Here is a 25,134-nt window from a genome sequence, read left to right on the forward strand (position 1 = left end):
CCCCGCGCTCTGGAGGACCGGCTCCGAACGGCAGCCGACGGCGGTGGATACTGGCCGGGACACCGTCCCGGACCAGGAGCACCCCAGTGACCGGCGATCACCGCACGGGACCGCCCAGCTTCGGCAGCGAACGCGACATGCTGCGGGCCTTCCTCGACTACCACCGCGCGACCCTCGCCATGAAGTGCGACGGGCTCACCGACGAGCAGCTGCGGCAGCAGTCGATGCCGCCGTCGACGCTGTCCCTGCTCGGCCTGGTGCGGCACATGGCGGAGGTGGAACGCGCCTGGTTTCGCCGGGTGTTCGAGGACAACGACGCGCCCCTGGTCTGGTCCGACACGGTCGACTTCCAGGCGGCCTACGACGCCAGCCGCTCCACCAGGCGCGAGGCGTTCACCGCCTGGCAGGCCGAGGTCGAGAACTCGCGCCGCATCGAGCAGCAGGCCGACTCCCTGGACGCCTCCGGCCGACAGCCGAGGTGGGACGAAGCGGTGTCGCTGCGAATGGTGATGGTGCACGTACTGCTGGAGTACGGCCGCCACAACGGCCACGCCGACTTCCTCCGCGAGGGCATCGACGGCACCACCGGCGCCTGAACCCCCCGCCCGCCCGCATCGGCCCGAAAGCACCCGCACCGAGCACTTCGTCCATGCCCTGGACGCACCGCGAGCCGCCGCACGTAGCCGAGGTGCTGGAGAAGGCACGGGCCTAAGAGGTCAGGCGCTCGGAGGATTCGATGCCACGGCGTGCGATGCGTGGGGTGATGCCGCGGGATCGGAGCCATCGCCGCAGGTGAACCTGTCGTGGGCGGGTACCGCCTTGTGCCTATATACAGGTGGACGGTATATATAGGTCGCATGATTCACAGTAGAAGTGCGGCGCGGGCGATGCAGGAGCCGACGGTTCTCCTGCTCACCGCACTCGCCGACGAGCCCAGGCACGGATACGCGCTGATCCAGGAGGTGGCCGAGATCTCCGGGGGGCGGGTCCGGCTCCGCGCGGGGACCCTCTACGGCGCTCTGGACCGGCTGTTGCAGGAGGGCGTCGTCCGAGTCGAACGCGATGAGGTCATCGACGGCCGCGCGCGCCGCGTGTACGCCCTCACCGATCAGGGGCGCGAGGCTCTGGCGGCGGAGGCCGCACGGCTAAAGGCAGTGGCCCGGGAGGCGGAGCGCCGGATGGGCGCGGGAAGGCGGGCCACGGCCCGGGCGACGGAGGCGACCGCGTGAACGCGAAGCTGAAAGGGGCGGTGCGGCTCGCGCTGCGCGTCTACCCCGCGCACTACCGGTCTATGCACGGCGACGAGTTGGCCGCGACGGCGACCGACGCCGCCCAGGGCGGCGGCCGGTGGGCGACGCTGTCGGAGGCCGGGGCCCTGGCCGCACACGGCCTGCGGCTGCGCCTGCGGATCGGTCCGGACCGGCCCCTGGGACAGATCCTGGCCTGGGCCGCGCCGCTGGCCGTCGCTGTGGATGCCGCCGTGCGCCTGGCCAATGTGGTGACGATCCTGCGGATGCTCCACCCGCTGCTGTCCTGGAACCTGTTGCAGCGGCAGTTCGCGCTGGAGCCGACGATCGCCGGCGCCACCCTGTCACTGCTGGCCCTGCTGGCGCTGTCATTCGGCCTCAGGCAGACCGCACGCCTGCTGGCCGTCGCCGCCTGCGCGACAGCAGCAGTGGCCGCAGTCCTGACCGAGCACTACGCCACCTCTCACGGAGACGGGCCGATGTGGGCCGCCACCTTGCTTCCCCTGGCCAGTCCGGCGCTCTCCACGCTGCTCCTACTGGCCGCGCCGCTCGGGCTCACGCCCGCAGACGGGCCCAAACGGGCCGCCGCCGTACCCGCCGCCTTCATACTGGCAGGCGCGATCGGGGTGCTCCTAGATCAGCACTCCTGGCAAATCCTGGTCTCCGGGCTGGCGCTCAGCCTCGCACTGCTGTCCACAGAGCGCCTGCGCCGCCCCGCCGCCGTCGCCGCGCTGGCCCTGGCGCCCGCCGCTCTCTATCCGCTGCTCCGCGTCGTCCAGGGCGACATCCTCTACGAGGCGCAACTGCGGGGCGTGCTCATCCTCGCCGCCCTCTTCGCCATTGCCGGAAAGGTCGTGACGCCGCGTCTGCGCGCAGCCGAGGAGGCCGCCGAACCGGATGACCCGGAACCCCTCTACGCGGTCACCCGGGAGTAGCCCCGGACCCGCGCGCGAGCGCCGCCCGCTCATTGGTGATCCACCCCACTCGGCGAGCCCATCGATGCTCTTCGCGCCCGAGACGAGGCGCAGGCGCACACCAGCAGGATCGCTGCCAGGGAGTGCCAACGGCCCCGCCGCGAGCGCGGGTCGGGCCCCGAGTCGAAGGAGGGGCGCAGGTCAGCGACCCGACCGGCGTCCAGGGGCCCAGCTTCACCAGCACGGCAGGGACGAGAGAATTTACAACGGCAAGCATGGAACACCTCGTGATCATCGGGCTGGGTCACCACAATGATCACGAGGTCCGTACCTGCCCGCCATGCACCCCGACTGGCTGCTGTCCAACCGTCCACGCAATCACGGAACTTGCACGAGCTCTGAGGCGTAGCCCGGGTCGAATCGGCCGCCCCCCTCCGGCGTCCCATTACGGCCCACCGCTGCGGGCCTGCCCCGGACTCGGACGGGAGTGGAGCCGGCCCCGCCGCCGACCCGGTGCCGCCGAGGCAGCCGTCCTCGCAGTTGTCGTCGAAGCGTTGCCGGTGGCAGAAGTGCAGGTCAGGACCGCATTCAAAGTCCGCTGACAGCGTCTGCTATCGCTTGCTAGCATCGGCTGCATGGCGAAGAAGATGCTCCCTGCCAGGTTCGAGGAGTCGGAGATCGAGCAGATTCGTGCGCAGGCGGCGCTGGAGGGCCGCAGTCTCCAGGATTACGTGCACGACCTGCTCATGAACGCAGTCAACGCGCGTGCGCAGCGCCGCACTGAGGTGCTCGATCGTGTCCTGCGCATCAGCGAGGGTCTCAACGAGCGGCTTGCCCAGTGATCGACTACGTGACGATTGACGACCTGCTCGAGGTGGCGCGGCGGGTCGTCGGCGGGGAGGAACAGGTCCGGGACGCCGGATTGGTCGCCTCGGCCGCAGCACGCCCGAGGACGACCATCTTCGGGCAGGACGCCTACCCCGCGATCTGGGAGAAGGCCGCAGCGCTCATGGAGTCCCTCGGTCGCAATCACGCCCTGATCGACGGCAACAAACGACTCGCATGGAACGCCGTCTGGCTGTTCCTCGGCCTCAACAGCCACCTGCTCCGCGAGCCACTGGACGAGGACATCGCGGAGCAGTTCGTCGTTGACGTCGTCACCGGCAAGCTGGAGGTTCCGCAGATCGCCGCCGGCCTCCTGTCGTTCGCCGAATAACCAGCCGCAGCGTCACCCGTCGGTCGTGGCGACGCCGATCGGGCAGGACCAGGGCCCTCCCCGCGCAGGGAGGCACAGCCAGCCCGGCACGGGAGATCAGAGGGGTGTGGGCCCGAGCGGGTAACGCCCGACGCAGGCACCTGCCGCAGCGTCGTCCGTCATTCAAGGTCAGGCGGCAGAAGCCCGTCCTTGACCGAGATCGGGCGTCATTCAGTCCCGCCGCGTGTATTGGGCTCGGTCCCGAAGATCCGCCGGAACAGCTCGACTTCGTTGGGGAGCGGCAGCTCCAGCAGGTTGGGCTGACACCAACAGACCCCCGGGTAGCCCGGGAACTCGCTGCCGCAGACGGGGAGAAGCTCGTCCATGTCGGTCCGCCGCCGCATGCACCCCTCAGATGGGAGCGCCACACGGCTGTTCTGCGCAAGAGAATCCTCGATTGGCTCTCTTTTCTGTGCCGTCATGCGGTCACGGCCGTGGACAGGTCGAACCGGCAGAAGACGCTCTTGCCGCCCTCGTCGCGCGGAACCCACCACAGGTAGTCCGTGAGGCTATGGACGATGTGGAGTCCACGCCCGTGATCCGGGAGCAGGGCCTCAGGCAGGTCCTGGGCGAAGTCGGGCCCAAAGGTGTCCCCGATAGGCAGTGTCGGGGGAGAGGAATCCTCGTCCGCGACATCGACGAACAGCCATCCGGGCCAAGCCCGCAGGGTGAGTACGACCGTGCAGTCAGACGAGAGCGGCCTGGTGCGGCTGTCAGGGATGCTGTGATGGACGGCATTGCCCACCAGTTCTGAGACGCACAACTGCACGTCGTCGCAGAGTCGGCCCAGCCCCCAGTTGGTCAGCGCGGTCCGGACGAATTCCCGCGCTGCCCGCGCCGTCGATTGGCCAGCGGTCGGAAGGCTGAGCGTCCCGAACCGAACGGGATCGTCCAGAAGCATCCCGCCGCCCGCGAAGCGCGCGACCGCCGGAGGCGCCGCACCTACGGTTCTCCACGTATCCATGGATCGCACCATCCTTGTCCCGTGCACCAGGTGAATCCCGGTGCCGTGTTACCCAGATTGCTGGGGGTGCGGGGCGGCTGCTTCCCCACCAAGGGGTACCCATGATGGGTATGCTCAGAGTCAGGAGGTGAGCACAAACTGTGATGAACGGTGTTGCGGGGACATTGGATGACTGACTACCATCCGCCGACAGCGTTACCTCAGCATGTCTTGGACCGGACCGATATGCGTGCCGCGATCACCGCGCACGATTTCGGGAAGGTCTTCTTCCTTGCCCGCAAATGGGGTCAGATCAGTTACTCGAAGATCGCAGCCGAGTGCGACATCAAGCCTGAGCGAGTCGGCGCCCTGGCCAAGGGCATTGGTGCAATTACGACCTTTGAGAAGATTGCACAGATCGCCGACGCGCTACGCATCCCTGGGCATCTGCTTCAGCTTGCCCCCCGCGCCTGGGAGGTCCACAGCGGGTACCCCGCAACACCAGTACGGATCACCGCCGCTCACCAAGCAGGAGATCAGAACGTGTTGCGCAGGGACTTCGTCAAGACGACCGCGATAGGGGCCGGTCTCGTTCTCGGCCTCCCGGGTCTCACCCACATCGACTCCGGCTGCAGGATCGGACCAGAGTTGCCCGATCGACTGCGGGAGCGCGCTGCACGCCTGCGGCGTCTGGACGACGTCCTTGGCGGGGGTGACACCTACCGCGTGTACCTGGGGGAGTATCAAGCTACCAAAGCCATGATCCGCGACGGCAGTTACACCGAGGCGACTGGCAAGGCCCTGTTGTCCGTCCTTGCCGAGCAGGCCCAGCAGGCGGGTTGGGCTGCATTCGACGCGGGCCACCAAGCCGATGCTCGCGGGCTCTACGAGGAAAGCCATAAGGCTGCTGGCCAAGCGGAAGACGCCCCGCTCGCCGGCAACGCGCTCGCCTTCCTTGCCTACCAGACCATCGGGGCTGACCCGCGCAGTGCAGTCGTGACAGCGACCGAGTCATGCCATACAGCGGGTCCGGATGCGCCCGCAGGGGTACGCACCCTGCCGTACGAACGCCTTGCATGGGCTCACGCTGTCAACGGCAACGCTGCGGAGACCGAGCGGGCCCTCGGTGTCGCCGAGGCTGCTCTCGCCGAGCTGGACGGCACGCCACAGCCTGACTGGGTGTCCTGGGTGGACCACAACGAACTTCAGATCATGACCGGCCGCTGTTGGACTGAACTGCGCCGCCCCTTGCGTGCAGTGCCCGCGTTGGAGCATGTCCTTGCCGGATTCGACGACACGCATGCGCGGGACAAAGCCCTGTACTCATGCTGGCTTGCTGATTCCTACCTCTCTGCAGGAGAGATCGAGCAGGCTGCCGCAGTCACCAGCCGCGTGCTCGACCTCTCCGCCGGAGTGGCATCTGTTCGCCCACGCGAGCGCATTGCCCCGGTCCTGCGACAACTGTCGCCGCACTGCGGGCTGCCGCACGTGGCCGAGGTGCTGGAGAAGGCACGGGCCTAACGGATCAGACCGCCGATTCCGGTTCGGTCGAGTTGCTGATCCACTCCAGGCATGCGGCCGAACCAGCGACGATCGGTACGGCGATGATCTCCGGGTTGTCCCACGGGTGATGCTCCCGCAGGTGGGCCTCGAGCGCGGCGTAGCGGTCCGCGCGTGTGGTGAGGGTCAGCCGCCACTCCTCGCCGGTGCCGAACTCGCCCAGATGCCAGAAGGCTGAGATCACGGGGCCTACGATCTGGGCTCCTGCCGCAAGCCGCCCTTCGACCGCAGACCGGGCCAGCGCCTCGGCTCCCTCACGGCTCTCCACCGCTGTCGACACCTGCACGAAGTCAGTCATGCAGCCGAGCGTAGCCACGTGACCGGCCTGCTCGGCTGCACACGGCTCGCATCGGACGTCGCCGTCAGCCGTCGGTCGTGGCGACGCCGATGGGGCAGGACTGGCCGGTGCCGCCGAGGCCGCAGTAGCCGTCGGGGTTCTTGTCGAGGTACTGCTGGTGGTAGGGCTCGGCGGGGTAGAAGGGGCCGGCCGGGAGGATTTCGGTGGTGATGTCGCTGTAGCCGACGCGCTTCAGGACGGCCTGGAAGTCGTCGCGGGTGGCGGTGGCGGCCTTGGCCTGCTCGGGGGAGTGGGTGTAGATCGCGGAGCGGTACTGGCTGCCGCGGTCGTTGCCCTGGCGGAAGCCCTGGGTCGGGTCGTGGGCCTCCCAGAAGACCTTGAGCAGGTCCTGGTAGGAGACCAGGGCCGGGTCGTAGACCACGCGGACGGCTTCGGTGTGGCCGGTAGCGCCGCTGCACACCTCGTCATACGTCGGGTTGGGGGTGATGCCGCCCTGGTAGCCGACGAGGGTCGTCCACACGCCGGGGACCTGCCAGAACTTCCGCTCCGCGCCCCAGAAGCAGCCGAGGCCGAAGTCGGCGACCTCCAGATCGGCCGGGTACGGGCCCTCCAGCGGGTGGCCGAGGACGGTGTGGGCCAGCGGGACGGAGAAGGCGGGGGCGGCGCGGCCGGCGAGGGCCTCGTCGGCGGAGGGGAGGCGGTTCTTGAAGGTGTGGTTGCCGAAGATCATGGTGAGTCCGTCCTGGTGCGGGTGCAGGGAGGCTGACCGGTTCAACGCTCGACGGCGGGCGGGGATTCCTGCCGCAGCAGGCGGCGCAGGAGCGCGGTGTCGTGCGGGTCGGTGACGGCGGCGTCCAGGGCCGGACCGAGGTCCGCGTCAAGGCCGGGGTCCAGGGTGAGGGCGCGGCCCCGCGTCCAGTCGACGGACCAGCGCGCCCTGCCCTGCCGGACCAGCGCGGCGAGGGCCAGGGCGTGCAGGCCCTCGGCGGCGGTGGCCAGATTCAGCGAGCGGCCGACGGCGATGGGGACGGTACGCGCCGGGCCGGTGCGCGGGATCCAGTCGGCCAGCTCCGCCCAGCGGCCGTCGTCGATGGCGTCCAGGACGGTCGGCAGCTCGGCCGGTCGGTGGCGCAGCACGGTGGTGAGGGAGGTCCGCAGGCCGCTCGCGGCGGCGTCCAGCTCGGCCTGCCCGGCGAGGGCGGCCAGCTCGTCCCAGGGCAGTTGTCGCCGCTCGCGGACGCCGGGCAGGGCCGCGACCACCAGCGTCCAGGTCCGGTCGGGGTCCGTGAGCAGAGCCTCGGCGGAGGCGAAGCCGGGGGCCGGGGCCGGGGCGGAGGCTGGGACAGGGCCGGGGGCGGGCGCCGGAGATGAAGCCGGGAGGGTCTCGGGCGCCGGGGCGGGGTCGTCGTCCGTGGGCGGGACGGCGCCGGGGGCAGTGTCGCGGGTCGGCGTCGGGTTGGGGTCGGGAGCCGGGGCCGGGACGGTGTCCGGAGCCGGGGTTGCGGGAGGCTGGACGTTGTCGGGGAGGCGGGTGAGGGCGGTGATGCGGTGGTCGGTGGGCGGGTGGGGGTCGTGGGCGCCGATGCGTTCGCGGGGCGGGGTGCTCTCCAGGGCGGCCAGGGACCGGCGGCCGTCGGGGCTGCGCAGCTGGTCGCGGAAGGCCGGGACGACCTGATCGGCGGGCGGGCAGGCGCCCTCGTCCCAGGCCAGCCGCAGGTAGGTGTCCTGGTAGGCGCGGTACGCATGGTCCAGGGCGCGGTTGCGGCGGAGCGCGGCGATGGCGGTGTCGCGGCCCGCGAAGCCCGCGGCGATCCGGTCGGCGGCGAACTCCTGGCGCCGGGCGTCGGCCTCGGTCGCGCGCAGGCAGAGCCGGGCGTAGCCGGCGTAGCTGCGACCGAACCAGCGCTTGGGCCCGGCGCCGGGCCCGAGGCTGAGGTTGAGGCCGCTCAGGCTGAAGTCCAGCGCCGAGCCGGACGGCGGCTCGGCCAGGAGGCCGGACCGGCGGCCTGCGTCCGGGGAGCTGTCGGGCTGGTGGCGCCGCAGCACCTGCCGCAGGGTGGCGCGGTTGCGCTGGAGCAGGCCGGGCAGCGGGGTGTCCTGGCGGCTGCCGTGGCCGAGCTCGTGCGCGAGCAGCGCGCCCAGCTGCTGCTCGGTGAGGCCGACCAGCTGCGGGACACCGATGCGCGCCCGGCGCGCGCCGGGAACCAGGCCGAGCAGCCAGGAGCTCTGCCGGACGGCCACCCCGCTCCCGGCGGTCAGCCACAGCGCGTGCGGCGCGCGGACGTCCGCCGCGCGGGCGGCCTGCTCGACCAGCTGCCACAGCCGCGGCTGCTCCTGGCGGGAGACGCGCAGGCCCTCGGGACGCCGCCGGTTGCCGCCGCGCACCGCGTACAGGCCGTAGAGCAGCGGGAACGCGACGACCGCGCCGATGGCCCAGGCTTCGGCGGTGGTGAGCGCGCTGTGCGGATGCCGCCCGGTGGTGACCGCCAGCACCAGCGCGAGGATGCCCGCGAGCAGCCCGACGGTCAGCAGGTAGAAGCCGAGGGGCAGGGCCAGGGTCCGCAGGGCGCGGAGGATCGTACGCATGTGGGGGCGGCGCTCTCTGCCGGGAGGCATGGTGCGGGCGGTCGGATCGGGGAGCAGGGGGGGCGGTCGGATCGGGAGCGGGCGGCGGCTGGATCGCGGAGCGGGGGAGCGGGGGGCGGCGCGGGGGCGGGCGTGTGAAGACTACTTTCCTCGGACGCCCCCTTGGCGCTCCGGGCGCTCCGGGCGCTCCGGGCGCTCGCGGCGGGGGCGCGGGGCGCGCGGGGCTGACGTGCGCACACGTGGCCGCGGTGCTTCATCGCGGTGGGTGTGCCCTGCCGACTACCCTCGGGTTTCATGAGCAGCAGTGAGCAGCATTACGCCTTCGAGACCCTTGCCATCCATGCGGGCCAGGAGGCCGACCCGCAGACCGGTGCCGTGGTCACCCCCATCTACCAGGTCTCGACCTACAAGCAGGACGGCGTCGGCGGCCTGCGCGGCGGTTACGAGTACAGCCGTTCCGCGAACCCGACGCGTACCGCACTGGAGCAGAACCTCGCCGCCCTGGACGGCGGACGCCGGGGCCTGGCGTTCGCCTCGGGCCTCGCGGCCGAGGACTGCCTGCTGAGGACGGTCACCAAGCCGGGCGACCACATCGTCATCCCGAACGACGCGTACGGCGGCACCTTCCGGCTGTTCGCCAAGGTGCTGACGCGCTGGGGTGTCGAGTGGTCCGTGGCGAACACGCACGACCCCGAGTCGGTCCGCGCGCAGGTGAGACCCAACACCAAGGTCATCTGGGTGGAGACGCCGAGCAACCCGCTGCTCGGCATCACCGATGTGTCCGCGGTGGCCCACATCGCGCACGAGTCCGGCGCGCTGCTGGTCGTCGACAACACCTTCGCCAGCCCCTACCTGCAGCAGCCGCTGGCCCTGGGCGCGGACGTCGTCGTCTACTCGACCACCAAGTACATGGGCGGACACTCGGACGTCGTCGGCGGCGCGCTGGTGGCGGGGGACGTGACGCTGGGCGATGAGCTGGCGTACCACCAGAACGCGATGGGTGCGGTGGCCGGCCCCTTCGACGCGTGGCTGGTGATGCGCGGCATCAAGACCCTGGGCGTGCGGATGGACCGGCACAGCGAGAACGCGGCCCGGGTCGCCGACTTCCTGGCCGGGCACGCCAAGGTCTCCGAGGTGCTGTACCCGGGGCTGCCCTCGCACGCGGGCCACGAGATCGCGGCGAAGCAGATGAAGGCGTTCGGCGGGATGGTCTCGTTCCGGCACAAGGACGGCGAGGAGGCGGCGGTCCAGGTCTGCAACCGCGCTGAACTCTTCACGCTGGGCGAGTCGTTGGGCGGTGTGGAGTCGCTGATCGAGCACCCGGGGCGGATGACGCACGCCTCGGTGGCCGGTTCGCCGCTGGAGGTCCCGGCCGATCTGGTCCGGCTCTCGGTCGGCATCGAGTCGGTCGGCGACCTGCTCGCCGACCTCGCCCAAGCGCTGGGCTGACCGACCTGGAACCGATTGACAAAGGGAGTTGACCGATCGTCAGATCAGAGCTGACGGTCGGTCAACCCTCAAGGCCGATGGCCGGGTTGAAGTCGCGCATGGACGCGTTGAAGCGGGTGAGCAGGGCACAGAACTGCTCCCGGTCCGCCTGCGGCCAGGTCGAGACCAGCTCCCGCATCAGCGCCTGCCGCGACGCCCGCACCTCGTGCAGCCGCTGCAGCCCGCCCGGGGAGAGCTCCAGCAGCACCGCCCGGCCGTCGTTGGGGTTGGGCACCCGGTCCACCAGGGCGCTCTCGACCAGCGGCGCGACCTGCCGGGTCACCGTGGACGAGTCGATGCCCATGGCCTGCGCCAGCGCTTTCACGCCCACCGGGCCTTCCCGCTCCAGACGGTTCAGCAGCAGGTAGGCGGCCCGGTCCATGGAGTTGTGCTGCTCGCCGATCCCGCCCATGCGCACCCGCTCGGCCCGCCGGGCGAACAGCGCGACCTGGTACTGCATCGCCTCGTACAGCTCCTCGTCCGACGGCGACGAGGATGCCGAGGACGGTGAGGATGCCGAGGGTTCGGACACGGGTCGAATTGCCTGCTCGGAGGGATGGCCGCTGTCGTCTGTGTTCATGGTCGTTGCGATCTTTCTTCCGGCTGAACTCCTCCGAGGGTATCCACACAAAGGCCTAGGCTGAACCCATGAGTTCTTGGCCGATCACCCTGGACGACGTACGCGGCGCCCACAAGATGCTTGCCGGTCTCGCCCGGGTCACTCCGATGGAGGGCAGCCGTCACCTCTCGGCGCTGATCGGCGCTCCGGTCCAGCTGAAGTGCGAGAACCTGCAGCGCACCGGTTCGTTCAAGCTGCGCGGCGCGTACGTCCGGATCGCCGGGCTCAGCCCGGTGGAGCGCGCCGCCGGGGTCGTCGCCGCCAGCGCCGGGAACCACGCCCAGGGCGTCGCCCTGGCCGCGACCACGCTGGGCGTGCGCTCCACCGTCTTCATGCCGGTGGGCGCGCCGCTGCCCAAGGTGGCCGCGACCCGCGACTACGGCGCGGAGGTCCGGCTGCACGGCGAGAACTTCGACGCGACCCTGGACGCCGCGCTGGACTACGCCGACGCGACCGGCGCGGTCGTCATCCACCCCTTCGACCACGAGGACGTGGTCGCCGGGCAGGGCACGGTCGGCCTGGAGATCCTGGAGCAGTGCCCGGAGGTGCGGACGATCCTGGTCGGCGTCGGCGGCGGGGGCCTGCTGGCCGGGGTCGCCACCGCCGTGAAGGCGCTGCGTCCCGACGTCCGGGTGATCGGCGTGCAGGCCGCCGGGGCCGCCGCGTACCCGCCCTCGCTGCGGGCCGGGCGGCCGGTCAGCCTGGAGGGCTTCTCGACGATGGCGGACGGTATCCAGGTGGGCCGTCCGGGTGATATCCCGTTCGAGATCATCAACCGGCTCGCGGACGGCATGCTGACCGTCAGCGAGACATCCCTCGCCCAGGCGCTGCTGATCTGCCTGGAGCGCGCCAAGCTGGTGGTCGAGCCCGCCGGGGCCAGCACGGTCGCCGCCCTGCTCGAACACGGGACCGAGCTGGAGGGCCCGGTAGTGGCGGTGCTGTCCGGCGGCAACATCGATCCGCTGCTGATGCAGCGCGTGCTGCGGCACGGCATGGTGGCGGCCGGACGCTACCTGTCGCTGCGGCTGCGGATCACCGACCGCCCGGGCGCGCTGGCCGCCCTGCTCGGCGCGCTCGGCCGGGTCGACGCCAATGTGGTGGACGTCGCCCACGGCCGCATCGACCCCAAGCTGGACCTCGGCGAAGCCGAAGTCGACCTTCATCTGGAAACCAAGGGTCCGGAGCACTGCGCCGCCGTAGTGTCTGAGCTACGCGCCTCGGGATACACGGTCCTGCACCAGAGCTGATCCCGGCACCGGCACGGCCACCGCCACGGCCTCCGCCTCCGCCTCCGCCTCCGAAGCAGCGAACCGGCTGCGGCTGCGGCTGCGGGCGTGGGCCCGGTGGTTGCCGGGTCGCGGTCCGGCCACGGCACGGCCAGGCTGGAGTACCACCGGGCGATCAGCACACCCACCTCCAGGGAGATCCGCAGATGGCTGCAGCAGCCATATCCGCCGAGGGACTGGTGAAGACCTTCGGCGACGTACGCGCCCTCGACGGCGTCAGCCTCGACGTCCCCGAGGGCACCGTCCTCGGCCTGCTCGGGCCCAACGGCGCGGGCAAGACCACCACCGTCCGGGTCCTCACCACGCTGCTGCGACCCGACTCCGGGCGCGCGGTCGTGGCCGGGGTGGACGTCCTGAAGAATCCGCACCAGGTCCGCAGCCTGATCGGGCTGTCCGGTCAGTACGCCGCCGTGGACGAGTACCTCACCGGCCGCGAGAACCTGCAGATGGTCGGCGAGCTGTACCAGATGAGCGCCCGCGACGCGAAGGCCCGCGCGCTGGAGCTGCTGGAGTGGTTCAACCTCTCCGAGGCCGCCAACCGCACCGCGAAGACGTACTCCGGCGGCATGCGCCGCCGCCTCGACCTGGCCGCCGCGCTGGTCGTCCGGCCCCCGGTGATGTTCCTGGACGAGCCCACCACCGGGCTCGACCCGCGCAACCGGATGGCGCTGTGGGAGGTCATCGAGACGCTGGTGGCGCAGGGCACCACGCTGCTGCTCACCACCCAGTACCTGGAGGAGGCCGACCGGCTCGCCCATGACATCGCCGTGGTCGACCACGGCAGGGTCATCGCCCGGGGCACCGCCGACCAGCTGAAGGCGCAGATCGGCGGCGAGCGGGTGGAGGTCGTCGTCCAGGACCAGCGCGACCTCGGCGAGGCCGTCGCCGCGCTCACCCCGTACGCCAAGGGCGAGCCGACGGTCGAGCAGCACACCCGCAGGATCACCGTCCCGGTCAGCGGCGGCGCCCGGGTGCTCGCCGACGTGATCCGCGAGCTGGACGCCCGCGACATCGTCATCCACGACATCGGCCTGCGCCGCCCCACCCTGGACGACGTCTTCCTCGCCCTGACCGGCCACGCCACCATGGGCGACGACGACGAGAACAGCCCGGCCACCGAAGCGACCGGCCGCGACGAGGGCGCCGTCCGCGATGACCGGGACGCCACCGAGGCCCTGGACGACCCGAAGGCGAGGGACCTGCGATGACAGCGACCACCGGGGCGATCGGCGCCGCCGTTCCCACCCAGCACACCGGCGCCCTGCAGAGCCTGCGCGACTCCTGGGTCGTCGCCAAGCGCAACCTGCGCCGGATGACCAGGATCCCCGAGATCGTGGTCTTCGGCATGATGCAGCCGGTCATGTTCGTGCTGCTGTTCACGTACGTCATGGGCGGAGCGATCAAGGTCCCCGGGGACAGCGACCCCAACGCCTACAAGCAGTACCTGATGGCCGGGATCTTCGCGCAGACGGTCACCTTCGCCGTCGCCGGGGCCTCGGCCGGTATCGCCGAGGACATGACCAAGGGCCTGGTGGACCGCTTCCGGTCGCTGCCGATGGCCCGCTCGGCGGTGCTGGTCGGCCGGACCATGGCCGACCTGGTGCAGACCGCGCTGACGCTGGTGGTGCTGGCGCTGGTGGCGTTCATCATCGGCTGGCGCATCCACAAGAGCGTGCTCGAGGCGTTCTGCGGCTTCCTGCTGCTGCTCCTGCTCGGCTACGCCTTCTCCTGGATCGGCGCGCTGATCGGGCTGTCCGTGCGCAGCCCGGAGGCGGCGACCTCGGCCGGGCTGGTCTGGCTGTTCCCGCTGACGTTCCTGTCCAACGCGTTCGTGCCGGTCAGCACCATGCCGGGCTGGCTGCAGGCGGTCGCCTACTGGAACCCGTTCAGCGCCACGGTGCAGGCGGTCCGCGACCTGTTCGGCAACCTGCCGCCCGGTCCCGGTCCCACGGAGTGGCCGATGAAGCACGCGATCGGCGTCTCCATCGGCTGGTCGCTGCTGATCCTGGCGCTGTTCTCCTGGCTCTCCGTCCGCAAGTACCGCTCTGCGGTCGGCTGACCCCCCCGCCCGGCCGCGTCCGGGGGCCGGTCGTACCGAACGGCTGCGGGTGCGCACGTCGTCGGCGGGCGCTCCGCCGAACGGGTGGCCGCGACCGTCCGGCGGCGTGGCAGGGCCCCGACACTGCCCCGGGCGGTCGCAGAATGCGGCGCGTGCCCCGTCTCCGAGCATCCCTGGCCGCCGCAGTCGCCTGCCTCGCCCTGCCGATCGCCGTCGGCAGCACCCCCGCCCACGGCAGCGGCCACCCGCTCGCGCCCGGCCACCGGATCACCCGCACCGTTCTGCCCGAGGACCCGGCCGCGCTCGCCCGGCTCGACGCCGATCCGCCCGCCCTCTACCACGGCGCCGGATTCGACCCCTGCGCCGCGCCGCCGCTGTCCGCCATGGCAGCCTGGAAAGCCGCCTCCCCCTACCGCGCGATCGGCATCTTCACCAGCGGCGACCAGCACCGCTGCGCCGATCCGCTGCTCACCCGCGCCTGGGTGGGCAGCGTCCGGGCCATGGGGTGGAAGGTGGTCCCGCTGGACATCGGCCTGCAGGCCCCCTGCAGCGACTACCCCGGCAAGCCCCTGCACATCGACCCCGTGCACGCCGTCGACCAGGGCCGCGCCGAGGCCACCCGGGCCGTCGCCGGGCTCGACGCCCTGGGCATCGGCGCGGGCAGCCCGGTCTACTCCGACATGGAGGCGTACCCGCAGGACAGCCCCGGCTGCGCGCAGGCCGTGGTCGACTTCGCCCTCGGCTGGACCGCCCAACTCCACAGCCTCGGCGACCGCTCCGGCTTCTACTCCAGCATGGACTCCGGCATCGCCGACATGATGTCCGCCGCCCGGGCCGGATGCTCGCCCCTGCCGGACGCCCTCTGGTACGCGCGCTGGGACGGCAGGGCCGACACCGCCGGCAGCGGCTACCTCACTGACGACCTGTGGTCCGGCCACGCCCGCATCCACCAACTGAGCGGCAACGTCACCGAGACCTACGCCGGTGCCACCCTGGTGATCGACCAGGACTGGCTCGACGGCCCCGTCGCCGACTGAGTGTCCGGGACGGCGAAGGGCCCCGGCGGCCGCGTGGGCGGCGGGCGGGGCCCTTCGGTGCGTGGTGGGGGCGGTCAGCCCTGGTGCGGCTTGGCGGAGAGGATCTTCACCGTCGCTTTGCGGCCGTTCGGCAGCTCGTAGCTGGCGGTCTCGCCGATCTTGCGGGCGTCGATCGCGCGGCCGAGCGGGGACTGCGGCGAGTAGGTCTCCAGGTCGCTGGAGGCTGCCTCGCGCGAGCCCAGCAGGAAGGTGGTGGTGTCGTCCTCGTCGCCGTCCCAGGCGATGGTGACCACCATGCCGGGGCCCACCACGCCGTTGTCGGCGGGGGCTGCGCCGACCTGGGCGCGCTCCAGGAGCTGGTTGAGCTGGCGGATGCGCAGCTCCATCTTGCCCTGCTCCTCGCGGGCCGCGTGGTACCCGGCGTTCTCCTTGAGATCGCCTTCCTCGCGGGCCGCCTCGATCTTCTGCGTGATCTCGGCGCGTGCAGGACCCGACAGGTGCTCCAGCTCTGCGCGGAGCTGGTCGTACGCCTCCTGGGTGAGCCAGGTGACGTTTTCGCTGGTCTGGGTCACAGGTGCTCCTCGTAGGTACATGGGAAGAGGGGTGGGATACAAATCAACGCCCGCATCCGGGGGACCTGTACCCCGGAAGGGGCGAAACCACGAGTCTAACAATGTCCGGCGGCTCGGGGAGTGCCCACGCGAGCGGCGGCGCGCGGAACGGGCGCGGGCGCGGGCGGAGGAGGGGGGTCACCGTCGGTCGCGGACGGACGCGGACGGTAGTTGACGGACGCGTCCGGGAGCGCGGCCCTGCGGCCCTGCGGCCCGGCTGCGGTCAGGAGGAGCAGCTGACGAGCTCCCCGGTGGTGCCCAGTCCGCTGGTCCTGAGGTCCACGATGGTGTCGTAGGTGCTGGCGGCCTTGGGGATGGTCACGGTGATCCGGCCGACCTCGTTGCCGTTGGCGTCGCGCGAGCGCACTGTGCAGTTGCCGGCCTGGCCGGCGTTCTTGGTGACCTGGAGGTGGATCAGCACCTTCGAGGGCGAGACCACCTGGAACGCCTCCACCTCGCCGCTGACCGAGGAGTGCATCACGTAGACGGCGGTCAGGACGCCCATGAGCACCACGGCGAGCCCGGCGATCACCTGGTACCAGCGGCGTAGGCGCCGGTCCTTCTCCGCCAGGTCCGTGCCGTAGCGTCCGGCGGGGGGCGTCAGCCTGGCTGCGCCTTCGGTTGTCGTACTCATCGGACTTAAGCCTCCTTCGAGGGGACCGCGAAATATCCGCGCCGCTCCGTCCGTCACTATAGAAGGAGGCATTACCGACGAAGGGCTTTGGGGCGTTGACTGAGCAGTTGCGACTGATGGCGGTACACGCGCACCCGGACGACGAGTCCAGCAAGGGCGCGGCGACCATGGCCTCGTACGCGGCCCGAGGCGTCGATGTCATGGTGGCGACGTGCACGGGGGGCGAGCGCGGCTCGATCCTCAACCCGAAGCTGCAGGGGGATCCGTGGATCGAGGAGAACATCCACGAGGTGCGGGCCAAGGAGATGGACGCGGCCCGCGAGATCCTGGGCGTGAAGCAGGCATGGCTGGGGTTCGTCGACTCCGGCCTGCCCGAGGGCGACCCGCTGCCGCCGCTGCCGGAGGGGTGCTTCGCGCTCCAGCCGGTGGAGGTGGCCACCGAGGCGCTGGTGCGGCTGATCCGTGAGTTCCGGCCGCACGTGATGACCACGTACGACGAGAACGGGGGCTACCCGCACCCGGACCACATCATGACCCACACCATCTCCATGGCGGCGTTCGAGGCGGCCGGCGACCCGGACGCGTTCCCGGACGCGGGCGAGCCCTGGCAGCCGCTGAAGGTGTACTACAACCAGGGCATCTCGCTGGAGCGGATCACCGCGCTGGACGCGGCGATGAAGGCGCGCGGCCTGGAGTCCCCGTACACCGAGTGGATCGCCCGCTGGGAGGACCGGGGCCGCAAGGCGCGGGAGATCACCACCCGGGTGCCCTGCGGCGAGTACTTCGAGGTGCGGGACCGGGCGCTGCTGGCGCACGCCACGCAGATCGACCCGGACGGGCCGTGGTTCCGCATCCCGCTGGACATCCAGCGGGAGGTGTGGCCGACGGAGGACTACGAGCTGGCGCGGTCGTTGGTGGACACCACCCTGCCGGAGGACGACCTGTTCGCCGGCGTGACGGCGGACATCGTCCCGGCCTGACGGCTTGCGCCGGGTCTGCTGCGCGCCTTCCGCCGGACTTCCACCGGGGCCTTCCGCCTGTCTTCCACCGGGCCTTCCCCCGGGTCTTGCCGGGCGGGCGGCCGGACCGGCCTGAGCGCCTGGCGGCGGCCCGGACCTGGGGGTTCCCCGGGGCGGGCCGCCGCTTCGTCGCGGGCCGGGCGGACACACCCACCCCGGTCCCCCCGCCGCTGAGCGGTGGGGGGACCATAGGGGCATGAACGTGACTCTGCAGCACCCTGCCCTCACCGTGCTCGCCCTGGACGACAACAAGGTCACCCCGGGCGTCCTGGGCTTCATCGTCTTCGCCGTGCTGGGCATCGGCACGTGGTGGATCCTCAAGGCGATGAACCGCTCCCTGGGGCGCGTGAACTTCGTGGAGGAGCCGGAGGAGCCCACCGACAAGTAGTTTGAGCTTCCCTGCGCCCCCGGCGCTATTGCGTATCACTTGCAACTGCATATCGCCACCCCCTAACGTGGCCACGTTGTCACGAACGCGGGAGGGGTATGCCATGGCGGGGACCGTCGCACGGATACGCGGGGCGCTGAGCCGCCGCGAGTGGGCCCGGATGGGCGGCATGGCCGGGTTCATCGTCGCGCTGCACGTCCTCGGCTTCTACACGCTCATCGGCATCGTCAGCCCGGCCCACTACCACGTCGGCGGGCAGGCCTTCGGCGTCGGCATGGGCGTCACCGCCTACACCCTGGGCATGCGCCACGCCTTCGACGCCGACCACATCGCGGCCATCGACAACACCACCCGCAAGCTCATGGCCGACAGGCAGCGTCCGCTGTCCGTCGGCTTCTGGTTCTCCCTCGGCCACTCCTCGGTGGTCTTCGGGCTGTGCGTGCTGCTCTCCCTCGGCGTTCGCGCCCTCGCGGGCCAGGTCGAGAACGGCTCCTCCGCGCTCCAGCACTACACCGGGATCATCGGCACCAGCGTCTCCGGCGTCTTCCTGATGATCATCGCGGTGATCAACACGGTGGTGCTGCTGGGCATCGTCAAGGTGTTCCGCCGGATGCGCACCGGCGACTACGACGAGGCCGAGCTGGAGGCGCACCTGGAGAACCGCGGCCTGATCAACCGCATCCTGCGGCCGGTGATGAGGACCATCACCAAGCCCTGGCAGATGTACCTGGTCGGGCTGCTGTTCGGGCTGGGCTTCGACACCGCCACCGAGGTCTCGCTGCTGGTGCTGGCGGGCGGCGCCTCCGCGTTCGCGCTGCCCTGGTACGCGATCCTCTGCCTGCCGGTGCTGTTCGCCGCCGGGATGTCGCTGCTGGACACCATCGACGGCTCGTTCATGAACTTCGCCTACGACTGGGCGTTCTCCAAGCCGGTGCGCAAGGTGTACTACAACATCACCATCACCGCGCTCAGCGTCGCCGTGGCCGTGCTCATCGGCGGAGTGGAGCTGCTCGGCCTGCTCGCCCAGCAGCTGGACATCACCACCGGGGTGCTCGGCTGGATCGCCGGGATCGACCTCAACAACGTCGGCTTCGTCATCGTCGGACTCTTCGTCGTGGTCTGGGCGGGCGCGCTGCTGTACTGGCGCTTCGGCAACGTCGAGGAGAAGTGGTCCCAGACCCTGCGCGAGGCCGAGGCCGGCACCGCCGCCTGACCGGCCCGCTCCCGGTCAGGGCGTCAGCTGCCGCCGTCCGGCGATCTGCTCGAAGATCAGATTGGTCCGGGTCTGGGCCACCGCCGGGTGGGTGGTGAGGTGGTCGACCACGAAGTCGCGCAGCGCGTCCGGGTGGGCGAGGGCGACGTGCAGGAGGTAGTCGTCGGAGCCGGCCATGTGGAAGACGGCGACGACGCCGGGCAGGTCGGGTGCGGTGTCCCGGAAGCTCTCGTTCTGCTCCCGGGTGTGCGCCCGGAGCCGGACCGAAATCATCGCCTGCAGCGGCAGCCCGATCGCCGCGGGCGCGATCTCGGCCCGGAACGCGCGGATCACCCCGCGCTCGCGCAGCGCGCGTATCCGCGCCAGGCAGGTCGAGGGGGCGATGCCCACCGCGTCCGCGACGGCGTTGTTCGGGGTGCGGGCGTTGTCGGCGAGGATCCGCAGGATGGCCCGGTCCACGTCGTCGAGGTGCGACTGCCGGGCGTAGGGATTGTTCGGCACAGGGCTCAGCCTTGCCGCCCTTACCGATGAAGTGCAAGGGATTGGGCGAAGAATCCGAATCTTCTGCGGAAAGCTTCCGCTCATGCCACCACAGGTTCCATTCTGACCGCCATGATCCGAACCGAGACCCTGCCCGCCCCCGCGGACCACGACCGGCCCGCCGGGCTGGAGCCGGACGCCCGCGAGTTCGCCATACCGGCGGGCGGGCTGGACCAGGAGCAACGGCTGCGCGCCCTCAACCGCATGGACGAGTACCTGACCAGGAAGCGCCGCCACCTGCTCGGCTTCCAGGCCACCCAGGAGATGGGCGGCAGCGCCTTCGACCTCGGCCGGTTCATGCAGCACAACATCAACAACCTCGGCGACCCGTTCCAGAGCGGCGGCTACAAGCCCAACACCAAGGCCGTCGAGCGCGCCGTGCTCGACTACTACGCCGCCCTGTGGCACGCCGCGGGGCCGCACCACCCGGACGACCCCGAGTCGTACTGGGGCTACGTGCTCTCCATGGGCTCCACCGAGGGCAACATGTACGCGCTCTGGAACGCCCGCGACTACCTGAGCGGCAAACCGCTGATCCGCCCCCGAGCGGGCGCCCCGGACAGCCGGGCCGCCGAGCCGGCCGTGCCGACCGGGCTGCCTGGCCTGCATGGCCCCAACGCCCGCCGCCCGGTCGCCTTCTACTCCGAGGACACCCACTACTCCTTCGCCAAGGCCGTCTGCGTGCTGGGCGTCGAGACCTTCCACGCCGTGGGCGTCGAGCAGTACCCCGGCGAGTGCCCGCTGGTCGGGCCGCAGGGGGAGCCGCGCGACTGGCCCGCCGAGGTGCCCTCGCGCAGCGGCCCCTCGGGGCACTCCTGGGACGGCACCGGCGAGATCGACATCGACGCCCTGGCGGCGCTGGTGGAGTTCTTCGCCGCCAAGGGCCACCCGGTCTTCGTCAGCCTCAACCTCGGCAGCACCTTCAAGGGCGCCCACGACGACGTCCGCGGCGTCTGCGAGCGCCTGCTGCCGATCTTCGAGCGGCACGGGCTGATCCAGGGCCCGGTCGTCCACGGCCGGGACCGGGCGACCGGCGAGCCCTCGACCGACCTGCGCCGACGCTTCTGGATCCATGTGGACGGCGCCCTCGGGGCCGGCTATGCGCCGTTCATGCGGATGGCCGGTGCGGACGACGCCACGGACTTCGGCTGGGCCCCCGAGACCGGGCTGCCGGAGTTCGACTTCGGCCTCACCCTGCCCACCCGGGACTTCGGCGAGCTCGACATGGTCTCCTCCATCGCCATGAGCGGGCACAAGTGGCTGGGCGCGCCCTGGCCGTGCGGCATCTACATGACCAAGGTCAAGTACCAGGTCGCGCCGCCCTCCCAGCCGGACTACACCGGCGCGCCCGACACCACCTTCGCGGGCTCCCGCAACGGCTTCTCACCGCTGGTGCTCTGGGACCACCTCTCCCGCCACTCCTACCAGGACCAGGTGGACCGGATCCGCCGCTCCCAGCAGCTGGCCGCCTACCTGGAGCAGCAACTGCGGCTGCTGGAGCTGGAGAAGGACGTCGACCTCTGGCCGGCCCGCACCCCGGGCGCCATCACCGTACGGTTCCGCAAGCCCGGCCCCGAGCTGGTGGCCAAGTGGTCCCTCTCCTCCCAGGACGTCCTCACCGTCCCGGGCGACGAGACCAGCCGCCGCAGCTACGCCCACGTCTTCCTGATGTCCTCGGTCGACCGGGCCAAGCTGGACGCGCTGCTGACGGACCTCGGCAACGACCCGGTCATCCTCGGCACGGCGCGCCCCGCAGCCGCAGCCGCAGCCGCAACCGCCGCCGGTGCGACGGCGACGGCTGCGGACCAGCCGACGCCCGGGTCAGGCGAGGCCAGGCCCACCGCTCGCCGCGCCTCGCCCGTCGTCAGGCATCCATGGTGAAGACTTCGTCGTGGAAGCGGACCTCCATGTCCTCGGTCAGCATCTCTCGGAACATCGCCGTGTCGCCCGTGCCGTCGCGCCACTCGAGGTATGCCTCGTAGTCCCGGCGGGTGGCCCAGCGGGTGAGGGACACCACCCTGTCCTGGTCGTCCTGGTCACGCCACAACCGGATCTCCTCGCACCCGTCATGCGTGAGCGTGTCGGGTAGCACCTGACGGAGAGCGGCGATGAGTTCGTCGGCACGGTTGGGTTTGGCATGGAAGGTGTTCGTGGCCTGAACGCTCACGACGGCTTGCCTCCGTGGTCGTGGAACTCGAGGGTTGCGCATGGGGCTCAGCGGGGGGCGATGAGGGTGAGCACCTGCTGGTGGAGGGCGGGCGGGGCGGCGAGGAAGCTGTCCGAACCGGCCTGCCAGGGCGTGCCTGTGGTGTCGGTGACCAGGGTGCCGGCTTCGCGGGCGATCAGTGTGGGGCCGAGGAGGTTCTCGTCGTCGCGGCCGTACTGCCAGAACGCGTCGATGCGCCCTGCGGCGGTGTCCGCGATCTGCCAGGAGGTGGGGCCGAGGTTGCGGACGGCGCCGACGAGCGGCAGAAGCGCGCTCAAGGAGCGTCCCGCCGCTGTTGCCGCCTCGGGCTGCGCGGCGATGAACGGCGGCTGGCTGGTGGCCAGCAGGGCGACCGCCGGGTCCTGCTTGTCCGAGGGGGTGATCGGTGCGCCGTTGCGGTGGGCGCCGTGGCCGCGCGCCGCGGTGTAGCTCTCGCCCAGTAGGGGGCTGTGCAGGACGGTGGCCACCGGCTCGCGGTCCTGGACCAAGGTGATGCTGATGCTCCACTGGGGCAGGCCCTGCAGGTACTGCACGGCGCCGTCCATCACGTCCACCACCCACAGCTCACCGGCGGGCAACGGCCGCGCGTACAGGTCCTCGGCCCACGGGACGCCGGGCAGGAGTGGGTCCAGGTGCTGGTGGAGCAGCGCTGCCGCGGGGGTGTCCACGGCGTCGAAGACGTCCTTGAACTCGGCCATGGTGCGGGCGGGCCGGGGGCGTTCCTGCTGCGCGAGCCATGTTCCCAGGATGCGGGCGGCCTGGAGCACGGGGGGCAGGAGTGCGGGGTCGGTCATGGGTCCTCCGATCACGGGTGCTGATGCCTCAACCTTGGCGAACCCGTGGGCGTGATCGGCCGATGCGGGTGCCGGAATGAGCGAAACTTGCACATGTGAAGGATCCAGTGGAGTCAGAGGTGTTGGATGAGCTCGATCAGCGGCTGATCGCGGCCCTGCAGTGCGACGGCCGACTGACCGCCGAACGCGCAGCTCGCGTCCTTGGCCTGAGTGCGCGCCTGGCCGGCCGGCGCCTGGCCGCGCTGCTGGCCGGCGGTGCTGTCCGGGTGGTCGCCGTACCGCCTCGTGAAGGCCCGGGCTCGGCGATGCTGCTGCGCATCAAAGTGCTGCGGGGCAAGCTCGACACCATCACCGCCGCCCTGGCCGCCCGCCCCGACATCGCGTTCATCGACATGTCCGCCGGCGGCGAAGAGGTCACCGCGGTCCTGTCTGCCGCTGCCGGGCCGCGCGGCAGGCTGGTGTTCCGGCAATTGCCCGCCACCAGCGCCATCACCTCGGTCAGCGCGCAGACGGTCCTGCATGTCTACGCGGACGCCACTGACTGGCGGCTGGACGCCCTGACCGAGGCCGAACGCGGCGAGCTCACGCCTGCCGGGACGCCGAGCAGATCCGCAGCAGAGCTGAGCCCGTTCGACCGGGATCTGGCGGATGCCCTTCAGGGCGACGCACGGCTCACCGCCTCCGCTCTCGCTGCGCGCACCGGCCATCCCGAGTCCACTGTCCGGCGGCGCCTGGGCGCACTGCTGCGCGACCGCGCGCTGATCACCCAGGTTGTCGTGGACCCTCGCCGCCTGGGACTGGAGGTCGATGCCAACCTCTACCTCCAGGTCCCGCCCGCGCATCTGGACGCCGCCGGGCGTGCCTTGGCGGCCCATCCGGCCGTGCACGGGGTGATCGCCCTGACCGGGTCGGCCAATCTGAGCGCCGCTGTGTGGCTGCGCGACCTCGAAGCCCTGCACACGTTCATCACTCGGGACCTCGCGCCGCTGTCGGTCACCGGCATCGACACGGTGCTGGTGGGCAGGGCTGTGAAGCGGCCCGGCCATGCACCTGCGGGTCAGTAGGCGGGTTCGTTGCGGACGATGATCAGCGAGGTGATCTTTCCGTCGCAGACGGTGAAGTAGTTGGTCATGATCAGTTCGCCGTGCAGGTTGGTCTTGTCGTACTGGCCGTCGTAGCGGGCGCGGACGATCTGGTCGCCGTAGTGGTCCAGGACCTCGGTCACCTCCAGGGTGACCCGGTCCCCGACGATCTCCTTGGCCACCCAGCGGCGGATGGCCGCAGCCCCGCGGAACTCGCGGCGCACGTCGTTGACGAAGGCGTCCTCGGCGAAGGTGGCGAGGATCGCGTCCTCGTCGAAGTCGTTGACGGCGCGGACGTGCTCGGCCAGGACCGGAAGCAGCGTGGTGTCGGACATGAGCGGGGACCTCCAGGTTCGGATGTGCAGCCACCCTTCGGCGGCCTGGTCCCCACGCTGGGCGCTCCTGCTGCGGGAGGGTCAACACCGGTGGTGCGCGTTGTCCCTCCCGCAGGGGGAGGGCCGATACTGGCGCCATGAGCCAGGCACTGACGGTCGGGGACTTCTCCCGCATGACGCACCTGAGCGTCAAGACGCTGCGCCACTACCACCAGGTCGGCCTGCTGGAGCCCGACCGCGTCGACCCCGACACCGGCTACCGCTACTACACCGCCGAGCAGATCCCCACCGCCCAGGTCATCCGCCGCCTGCGCGACCTCGACATGCCCATCCCGGACGTCAGAGCCGTCCTGGGCGCTCCGGATGCGACCGTGCGCGGTGAGCTGATCGCCGGTCATCTGGACCGCCTGGAGATCGAGCTGGACCGGACCCGCTCCGCAGTCGATTCCCTGCGCAACCTGCTGCGGCGCCCCGCGGAGGCCCCCGTCGAGCACCGCACGGTACCGGCCTGCCCTGCTGTGGGCATCAGCGCCGCCGTGGACCGCGGCGACCTGCTGCCGTGGTGGCAGGGGGCGCTGGCCGAGGTGCATGCCGCGGTGGAGGCCCAGCGGTTGGAGGCGACCGGTCCCAGCGGCGGCCTGTACGCGAGCGAGATCTTCCAGGACGATCACGGCCGGGCCACGGTCTTCGTGCCCGTGCAGGGAAGCGTGCGTGCCATCGGCCGGGTCGAGTCCCTGGTGGTGCCGGCTGCGGAGCTGGCGGTCATCACCCACCACGGTCCGCTGGCCGACGTCGATCTCACCTACGGCGAGCTGGGCGCCTACACCACCCGGCACGAGATCAGCGTCGCCGGCCCCCTGCGCGAGTACTACCTGCGCGATGCCCGCCACACCCCCGACCCCACCCAGTGGACCACCGAGATCGGCTGGCCCGTCTTCCGAGCCGAGCACGATCACTAGTCGGCATACAGGCCCACCCACTGCCAGTGCCCCGGCAGCCGGCGTACCGAGTAGCCCGCAC

At 71.1% G+C, this 25,134-nt stretch carries 28 protein-coding genes; 17 read left to right on the top strand and 11 right to left on the bottom strand.

Annotated elements, in window-relative coordinates; genetic code table 11:
- Positions 1-86 precede the first annotated feature (86 nt).
- From GXW83_RS04315 to GXW83_RS04335, 5 genes are all read left to right on the top strand, one after another.
- Positions 87-596, top strand: a complete 510-nt coding sequence (locus GXW83_RS04315) for a DinB family protein (RefSeq protein ID WP_182441574.1) — start codon at positions 87-89, stop codon at positions 594-596.
- 291 nt (positions 597-887) lie between these two features.
- Positions 888-1,229, top strand: coding sequence for a PadR family transcriptional regulator (locus tag GXW83_RS04320; protein ID WP_182447072.1), 342 nt, complete (start codon positions 888-890; stop codon positions 1,227-1,229).
- Positions 1,226-2,182: a hypothetical protein gene (locus tag GXW83_RS04325; RefSeq protein WP_182441575.1), complete on the top strand. Its 957-nt coding sequence runs from the start codon at positions 1,226-1,228 to the stop codon at positions 2,180-2,182. The genes GXW83_RS04320 and GXW83_RS04325 overlap by 4 nt, the downstream gene beginning before the upstream one ends.
- Before the next feature lie 614 nt (positions 2,183-2,796).
- On the top strand, positions 2,797-3,003 hold the full coding sequence (locus GXW83_RS04330) for a hypothetical protein (protein ID WP_182441576.1): 207 nt from the start codon (positions 2,797-2,799) through the stop codon (positions 3,001-3,003).
- Positions 3,003-3,377 (top strand): type II toxin-antitoxin system death-on-curing family toxin, encoded by a 375-nt coding sequence (locus tag GXW83_RS04335; RefSeq protein ID WP_182447073.1) that lies wholly within the window; start codon positions 3,003-3,005, stop codon positions 3,375-3,377. The genes GXW83_RS04330 and GXW83_RS04335 overlap by 1 nt, the downstream gene beginning before the upstream one ends.
- 457 nt (positions 3,378-3,834) lie before the next feature.
- Here the strand turns inward: GXW83_RS04335 and GXW83_RS04340 are convergent, their stop codons facing one another.
- Positions 3,835-4,380, bottom strand: coding sequence for an ATP-binding protein (locus tag GXW83_RS04340; protein ID WP_182441577.1), 546 nt, complete (start codon positions 4,378-4,380; stop codon positions 3,835-3,837).
- Between the two features lie 168 nt (positions 4,381-4,548).
- Here GXW83_RS04340 and GXW83_RS04345 point away from each other — a divergent pair, with 168 nt between their 5' ends.
- Positions 4,549-5,880, top strand: a complete 1,332-nt coding sequence (locus GXW83_RS04345; RefSeq protein ID WP_182441578.1) for an XRE family transcriptional regulator — start codon at positions 4,549-4,551, stop codon at positions 5,878-5,880.
- Between the two features lie 4 nt (positions 5,881-5,884).
- On the opposite strand, the gene cutA is transcribed toward GXW83_RS04345, so the two are convergent.
- From cutA to GXW83_RS04360, 3 genes are all read right to left on the bottom strand, one after another.
- Positions 5,885-6,217, bottom strand: coding sequence for a divalent-cation tolerance protein CutA (cutA, locus tag GXW83_RS04350; protein WP_182441579.1), 333 nt, complete (start codon positions 6,215-6,217; stop codon positions 5,885-5,887).
- A gap of 64 nt (positions 6,218-6,281) precedes the next feature.
- Positions 6,282-6,947 (bottom strand): peptide-methionine (S)-S-oxide reductase MsrA, encoded by a 666-nt coding sequence (gene msrA / locus GXW83_RS04355; protein ID WP_182441580.1) that lies wholly within the window; start codon positions 6,945-6,947, stop codon positions 6,282-6,284.
- A gap of 41 nt (positions 6,948-6,988) precedes the next feature.
- Positions 6,989-8,803, bottom strand: coding sequence for a M48 family metallopeptidase (locus GXW83_RS04360; protein WP_182441581.1), 1,815 nt, complete (start codon positions 8,801-8,803; stop codon positions 6,989-6,991).
- 294 nt (positions 8,804-9,097) lie between these two features.
- Between GXW83_RS04360 and GXW83_RS04365 the strand changes: the two genes are divergently transcribed.
- Positions 9,098-10,252 carry a cystathionine gamma-synthase gene (locus GXW83_RS04365; protein WP_182441582.1) on the top strand — a complete coding sequence of 385 codons (1,155 nt, stop codon included), beginning with the start codon at positions 9,098-9,100 and terminating at the stop codon, positions 10,250-10,252.
- Between the two features lie 61 nt (positions 10,253-10,313).
- Here GXW83_RS04365 and GXW83_RS04370 read toward each other — a convergent pair whose 3' ends face one another.
- On the bottom strand, positions 10,314-10,832 hold the full coding sequence (locus GXW83_RS04370; protein WP_370466858.1) for a MarR family winged helix-turn-helix transcriptional regulator: 519 nt from the start codon (positions 10,830-10,832) through the stop codon (positions 10,314-10,316).
- 107 nt (positions 10,833-10,939) lie between these two features.
- Between GXW83_RS04370 and ilvA the strand changes: the two genes are divergently transcribed.
- The 4 genes from ilvA (at position 10,940) to GXW83_RS04390 (ending at position 15,292) form a co-directional block, all read left to right on the top strand.
- Positions 10,940-12,157 carry a threonine ammonia-lyase gene (gene ilvA, locus GXW83_RS04375; RefSeq protein ID WP_182441584.1) on the top strand — a complete coding sequence of 406 codons (1,218 nt, stop codon included), beginning with the start codon at positions 10,940-10,942 and terminating at the stop codon, positions 12,155-12,157.
- A 185-nt stretch (positions 12,158-12,342) separates the two neighbouring features.
- Entirely contained in the window at positions 12,343-13,404 is a 1,062-nt protein-coding gene (locus tag GXW83_RS04380; protein WP_182441585.1) for an ATP-binding cassette domain-containing protein, read from the top strand.
- On the top strand, positions 13,401-14,255 hold the full coding sequence (locus GXW83_RS04385) for an ABC transporter permease (RefSeq protein WP_182441586.1): 855 nt from the start codon (positions 13,401-13,403) through the stop codon (positions 14,253-14,255). Before GXW83_RS04380 ends, GXW83_RS04385 begins: the two co-directional genes overlap by 4 nt.
- Before the next feature lie 152 nt (positions 14,256-14,407).
- Positions 14,408-15,292 (top strand): DUF1906 domain-containing protein, encoded by an 885-nt coding sequence (locus GXW83_RS04390; protein WP_182441587.1) that lies wholly within the window; start codon positions 14,408-14,410, stop codon positions 15,290-15,292.
- Between the two features lie 74 nt (positions 15,293-15,366).
- On the opposite strand, the gene greA is transcribed toward GXW83_RS04390, so the two are convergent.
- Positions 15,367-15,864, bottom strand: coding sequence for a transcription elongation factor GreA (gene greA / locus GXW83_RS04395; RefSeq protein WP_182441588.1), 498 nt, complete (start codon positions 15,862-15,864; stop codon positions 15,367-15,369).
- 262 nt (positions 15,865-16,126) lie between these two features.
- Positions 16,127-16,537, bottom strand: coding sequence for a DUF4307 domain-containing protein (locus tag GXW83_RS04400; protein WP_182441589.1), 411 nt, complete (start codon positions 16,535-16,537; stop codon positions 16,127-16,129).
- Positions 16,538-16,632: 95 nt separating this feature from the next.
- On the opposite strand from GXW83_RS04400, the gene mca reads away from it, so the two are divergent.
- The 3 genes from mca (at position 16,633) to GXW83_RS04415 (ending at position 19,157) form a co-directional block, all read left to right on the top strand.
- Positions 16,633-17,517, top strand: coding sequence for a mycothiol conjugate amidase Mca (gene mca, locus GXW83_RS04405; protein WP_182441590.1), 885 nt, complete (start codon positions 16,633-16,635; stop codon positions 17,515-17,517).
- A gap of 235 nt (positions 17,518-17,752) precedes the next feature.
- Positions 17,753-17,944 (top strand): hypothetical protein, encoded by a 192-nt coding sequence (locus tag GXW83_RS04410; RefSeq protein WP_182441591.1) that lies wholly within the window; start codon positions 17,753-17,755, stop codon positions 17,942-17,944.
- Positions 17,945-18,047: 103 nt separating this feature from the next.
- Positions 18,048-19,157 carry a HoxN/HupN/NixA family nickel/cobalt transporter gene (locus GXW83_RS04415; protein ID WP_182441592.1) on the top strand — a complete coding sequence of 370 codons (1,110 nt, stop codon included), beginning with the start codon at positions 18,048-18,050 and terminating at the stop codon, positions 19,155-19,157.
- A gap of 15 nt (positions 19,158-19,172) precedes the next feature.
- On the opposite strand, the gene GXW83_RS04420 is transcribed toward GXW83_RS04415, so the two are convergent.
- Positions 19,173-19,658 (bottom strand): Lrp/AsnC family transcriptional regulator, encoded by a 486-nt coding sequence (locus GXW83_RS04420; protein ID WP_225446751.1) that lies wholly within the window; start codon positions 19,656-19,658, stop codon positions 19,173-19,175.
- Positions 19,659-19,769: 111 nt separating this feature from the next.
- Between GXW83_RS04420 and GXW83_RS04425 the strand changes: the two genes are divergently transcribed.
- Positions 19,770-21,578, top strand: coding sequence for a histidine decarboxylase (locus GXW83_RS04425; RefSeq protein WP_182441594.1), 1,809 nt, complete (start codon positions 19,770-19,772; stop codon positions 21,576-21,578).
- On the opposite strand, the gene GXW83_RS04430 is transcribed toward GXW83_RS04425, so the two are convergent.
- On the bottom strand, positions 21,562-21,864 hold the full coding sequence (locus tag GXW83_RS04430; protein ID WP_182441595.1) for a putative quinol monooxygenase: 303 nt from the start codon (positions 21,862-21,864) through the stop codon (positions 21,562-21,564). The two genes, GXW83_RS04425 and GXW83_RS04430, sit on opposite strands and share 17 nt — an antisense overlap.
- A 47-nt stretch (positions 21,865-21,911) precedes the next feature.
- Entirely contained in the window at positions 21,912-22,697 is a 786-nt protein-coding gene (locus tag GXW83_RS04435; RefSeq protein WP_182441596.1) for an inositol monophosphatase family protein, read from the bottom strand.
- 95 nt (positions 22,698-22,792) lie between these two features.
- Between GXW83_RS04435 and GXW83_RS04440 the strand changes: the two genes are divergently transcribed.
- Positions 22,793-23,761 carry an Lrp/AsnC family transcriptional regulator gene (locus GXW83_RS04440; RefSeq protein ID WP_182441597.1) on the top strand — a complete coding sequence of 323 codons (969 nt, stop codon included), beginning with the start codon at positions 22,793-22,795 and terminating at the stop codon, positions 23,759-23,761.
- On the opposite strand, the gene GXW83_RS04445 is transcribed toward GXW83_RS04440, so the two are convergent.
- On the bottom strand, positions 23,755-24,114 hold the full coding sequence (locus tag GXW83_RS04445) for a nuclear transport factor 2 family protein (RefSeq protein WP_182441598.1): 360 nt from the start codon (positions 24,112-24,114) through the stop codon (positions 23,755-23,757). The two genes, GXW83_RS04440 and GXW83_RS04445, sit on opposite strands and share 7 nt — an antisense overlap.
- 137 nt (positions 24,115-24,251) lie before the next feature.
- On the opposite strand from GXW83_RS04445, the gene GXW83_RS04450 reads away from it, so the two are divergent.
- A complete protein-coding gene (locus tag GXW83_RS04450; protein ID WP_182441599.1) occupies positions 24,252-25,073 on the top strand; it encodes a MerR family transcriptional regulator in 822 nt (273 codons plus the stop codon).
- The last annotated feature ends 61 nt before the right edge of the window (positions 25,074-25,134 follow it).

It is taken from the genome of Streptacidiphilus sp. PB12-B1b (assembly GCF_014084125.1).
Classification (GTDB): Bacteria; Actinomycetota; Actinomycetes; order Streptomycetales; family Streptomycetaceae; genus Streptacidiphilus.

What these genes read in the sequence shown, in the direction of transcription:
- GXW83_RS04435 (WP_182441596.1), bottom strand. Translation starts at nt 22,697, where the DNA reads ATGACCGACCCCGCACTCCTGCCCCCCGTGCTCCAGGCCGCCCGCATC.
- GXW83_RS04385 (WP_182441586.1), top strand. Translation starts at nt 13,401, where the DNA reads ATGACAGCGACCACCGGGGCGATCGGCGCCGCCGTTCCCACCCAGCAC.
- GXW83_RS04425 (WP_182441594.1), top strand. Translation starts at nt 19,770, where the DNA reads ATGATCCGAACCGAGACCCTGCCCGCCCCCGCGGACCACGACCGGCCC.
- GXW83_RS04410 (WP_182441591.1), top strand. Translation starts at nt 17,753, where the DNA reads ATGAACGTGACTCTGCAGCACCCTGCCCTCACCGTGCTCGCCCTGGAC.
- GXW83_RS04365 (WP_182441582.1), top strand. Translation starts at nt 9,098, where the DNA reads ATGAGCAGCAGTGAGCAGCATTACGCCTTCGAGACCCTTGCCATCCAT.
- GXW83_RS04360 (WP_182441581.1), bottom strand. Translation starts at nt 8,803, where the DNA reads ATGCGTACGATCCTCCGCGCCCTGCGGACCCTGGCCCTGCCCCTCGGC.
- GXW83_RS04415 (WP_182441592.1), top strand. Translation starts at nt 18,048, where the DNA reads ATGGCGGGGACCGTCGCACGGATACGCGGGGCGCTGAGCCGCCGCGAG.
- msrA (WP_182441580.1), bottom strand. Translation starts at nt 6,947, where the DNA reads ATGATCTTCGGCAACCACACCTTCAAGAACCGCCTCCCCTCCGCCGAC.
- GXW83_RS04330 (WP_182441576.1), top strand. Translation starts at nt 2,797, where the DNA reads ATGGCGAAGAAGATGCTCCCTGCCAGGTTCGAGGAGTCGGAGATCGAG.
- GXW83_RS04320 (WP_182447072.1), top strand. Translation starts at nt 888, where the DNA reads ATGCAGGAGCCGACGGTTCTCCTGCTCACCGCACTCGCCGACGAGCCC.
- GXW83_RS04345 (WP_182441578.1), top strand. Translation starts at nt 4,549, where the DNA reads ATGACTGACTACCATCCGCCGACAGCGTTACCTCAGCATGTCTTGGAC.
- GXW83_RS04380 (WP_182441585.1), top strand. Translation starts at nt 12,343, where the DNA reads ATGGCTGCAGCAGCCATATCCGCCGAGGGACTGGTGAAGACCTTCGGC.
- GXW83_RS04340 (WP_182441577.1), bottom strand. Translation starts at nt 4,380, where the DNA reads ATGGATACGTGGAGAACCGTAGGTGCGGCGCCTCCGGCGGTCGCGCGC.
- GXW83_RS04445 (WP_182441598.1), bottom strand. Translation starts at nt 24,114, where the DNA reads ATGTCCGACACCACGCTGCTTCCGGTCCTGGCCGAGCACGTCCGCGCC.
- GXW83_RS04400 (WP_182441589.1), bottom strand. Translation starts at nt 16,537, where the DNA reads ATGAGTACGACAACCGAAGGCGCAGCCAGGCTGACGCCCCCCGCCGGA.
- ilvA (WP_182441584.1), top strand. Translation starts at nt 10,940, where the DNA reads ATGAGTTCTTGGCCGATCACCCTGGACGACGTACGCGGCGCCCACAAG.
- GXW83_RS04450 (WP_182441599.1), top strand. Translation starts at nt 24,252, where the DNA reads ATGAGCCAGGCACTGACGGTCGGGGACTTCTCCCGCATGACGCACCTG.
- cutA (WP_182441579.1), bottom strand. Translation starts at nt 6,217, where the DNA reads ATGACTGACTTCGTGCAGGTGTCGACAGCGGTGGAGAGCCGTGAGGGA.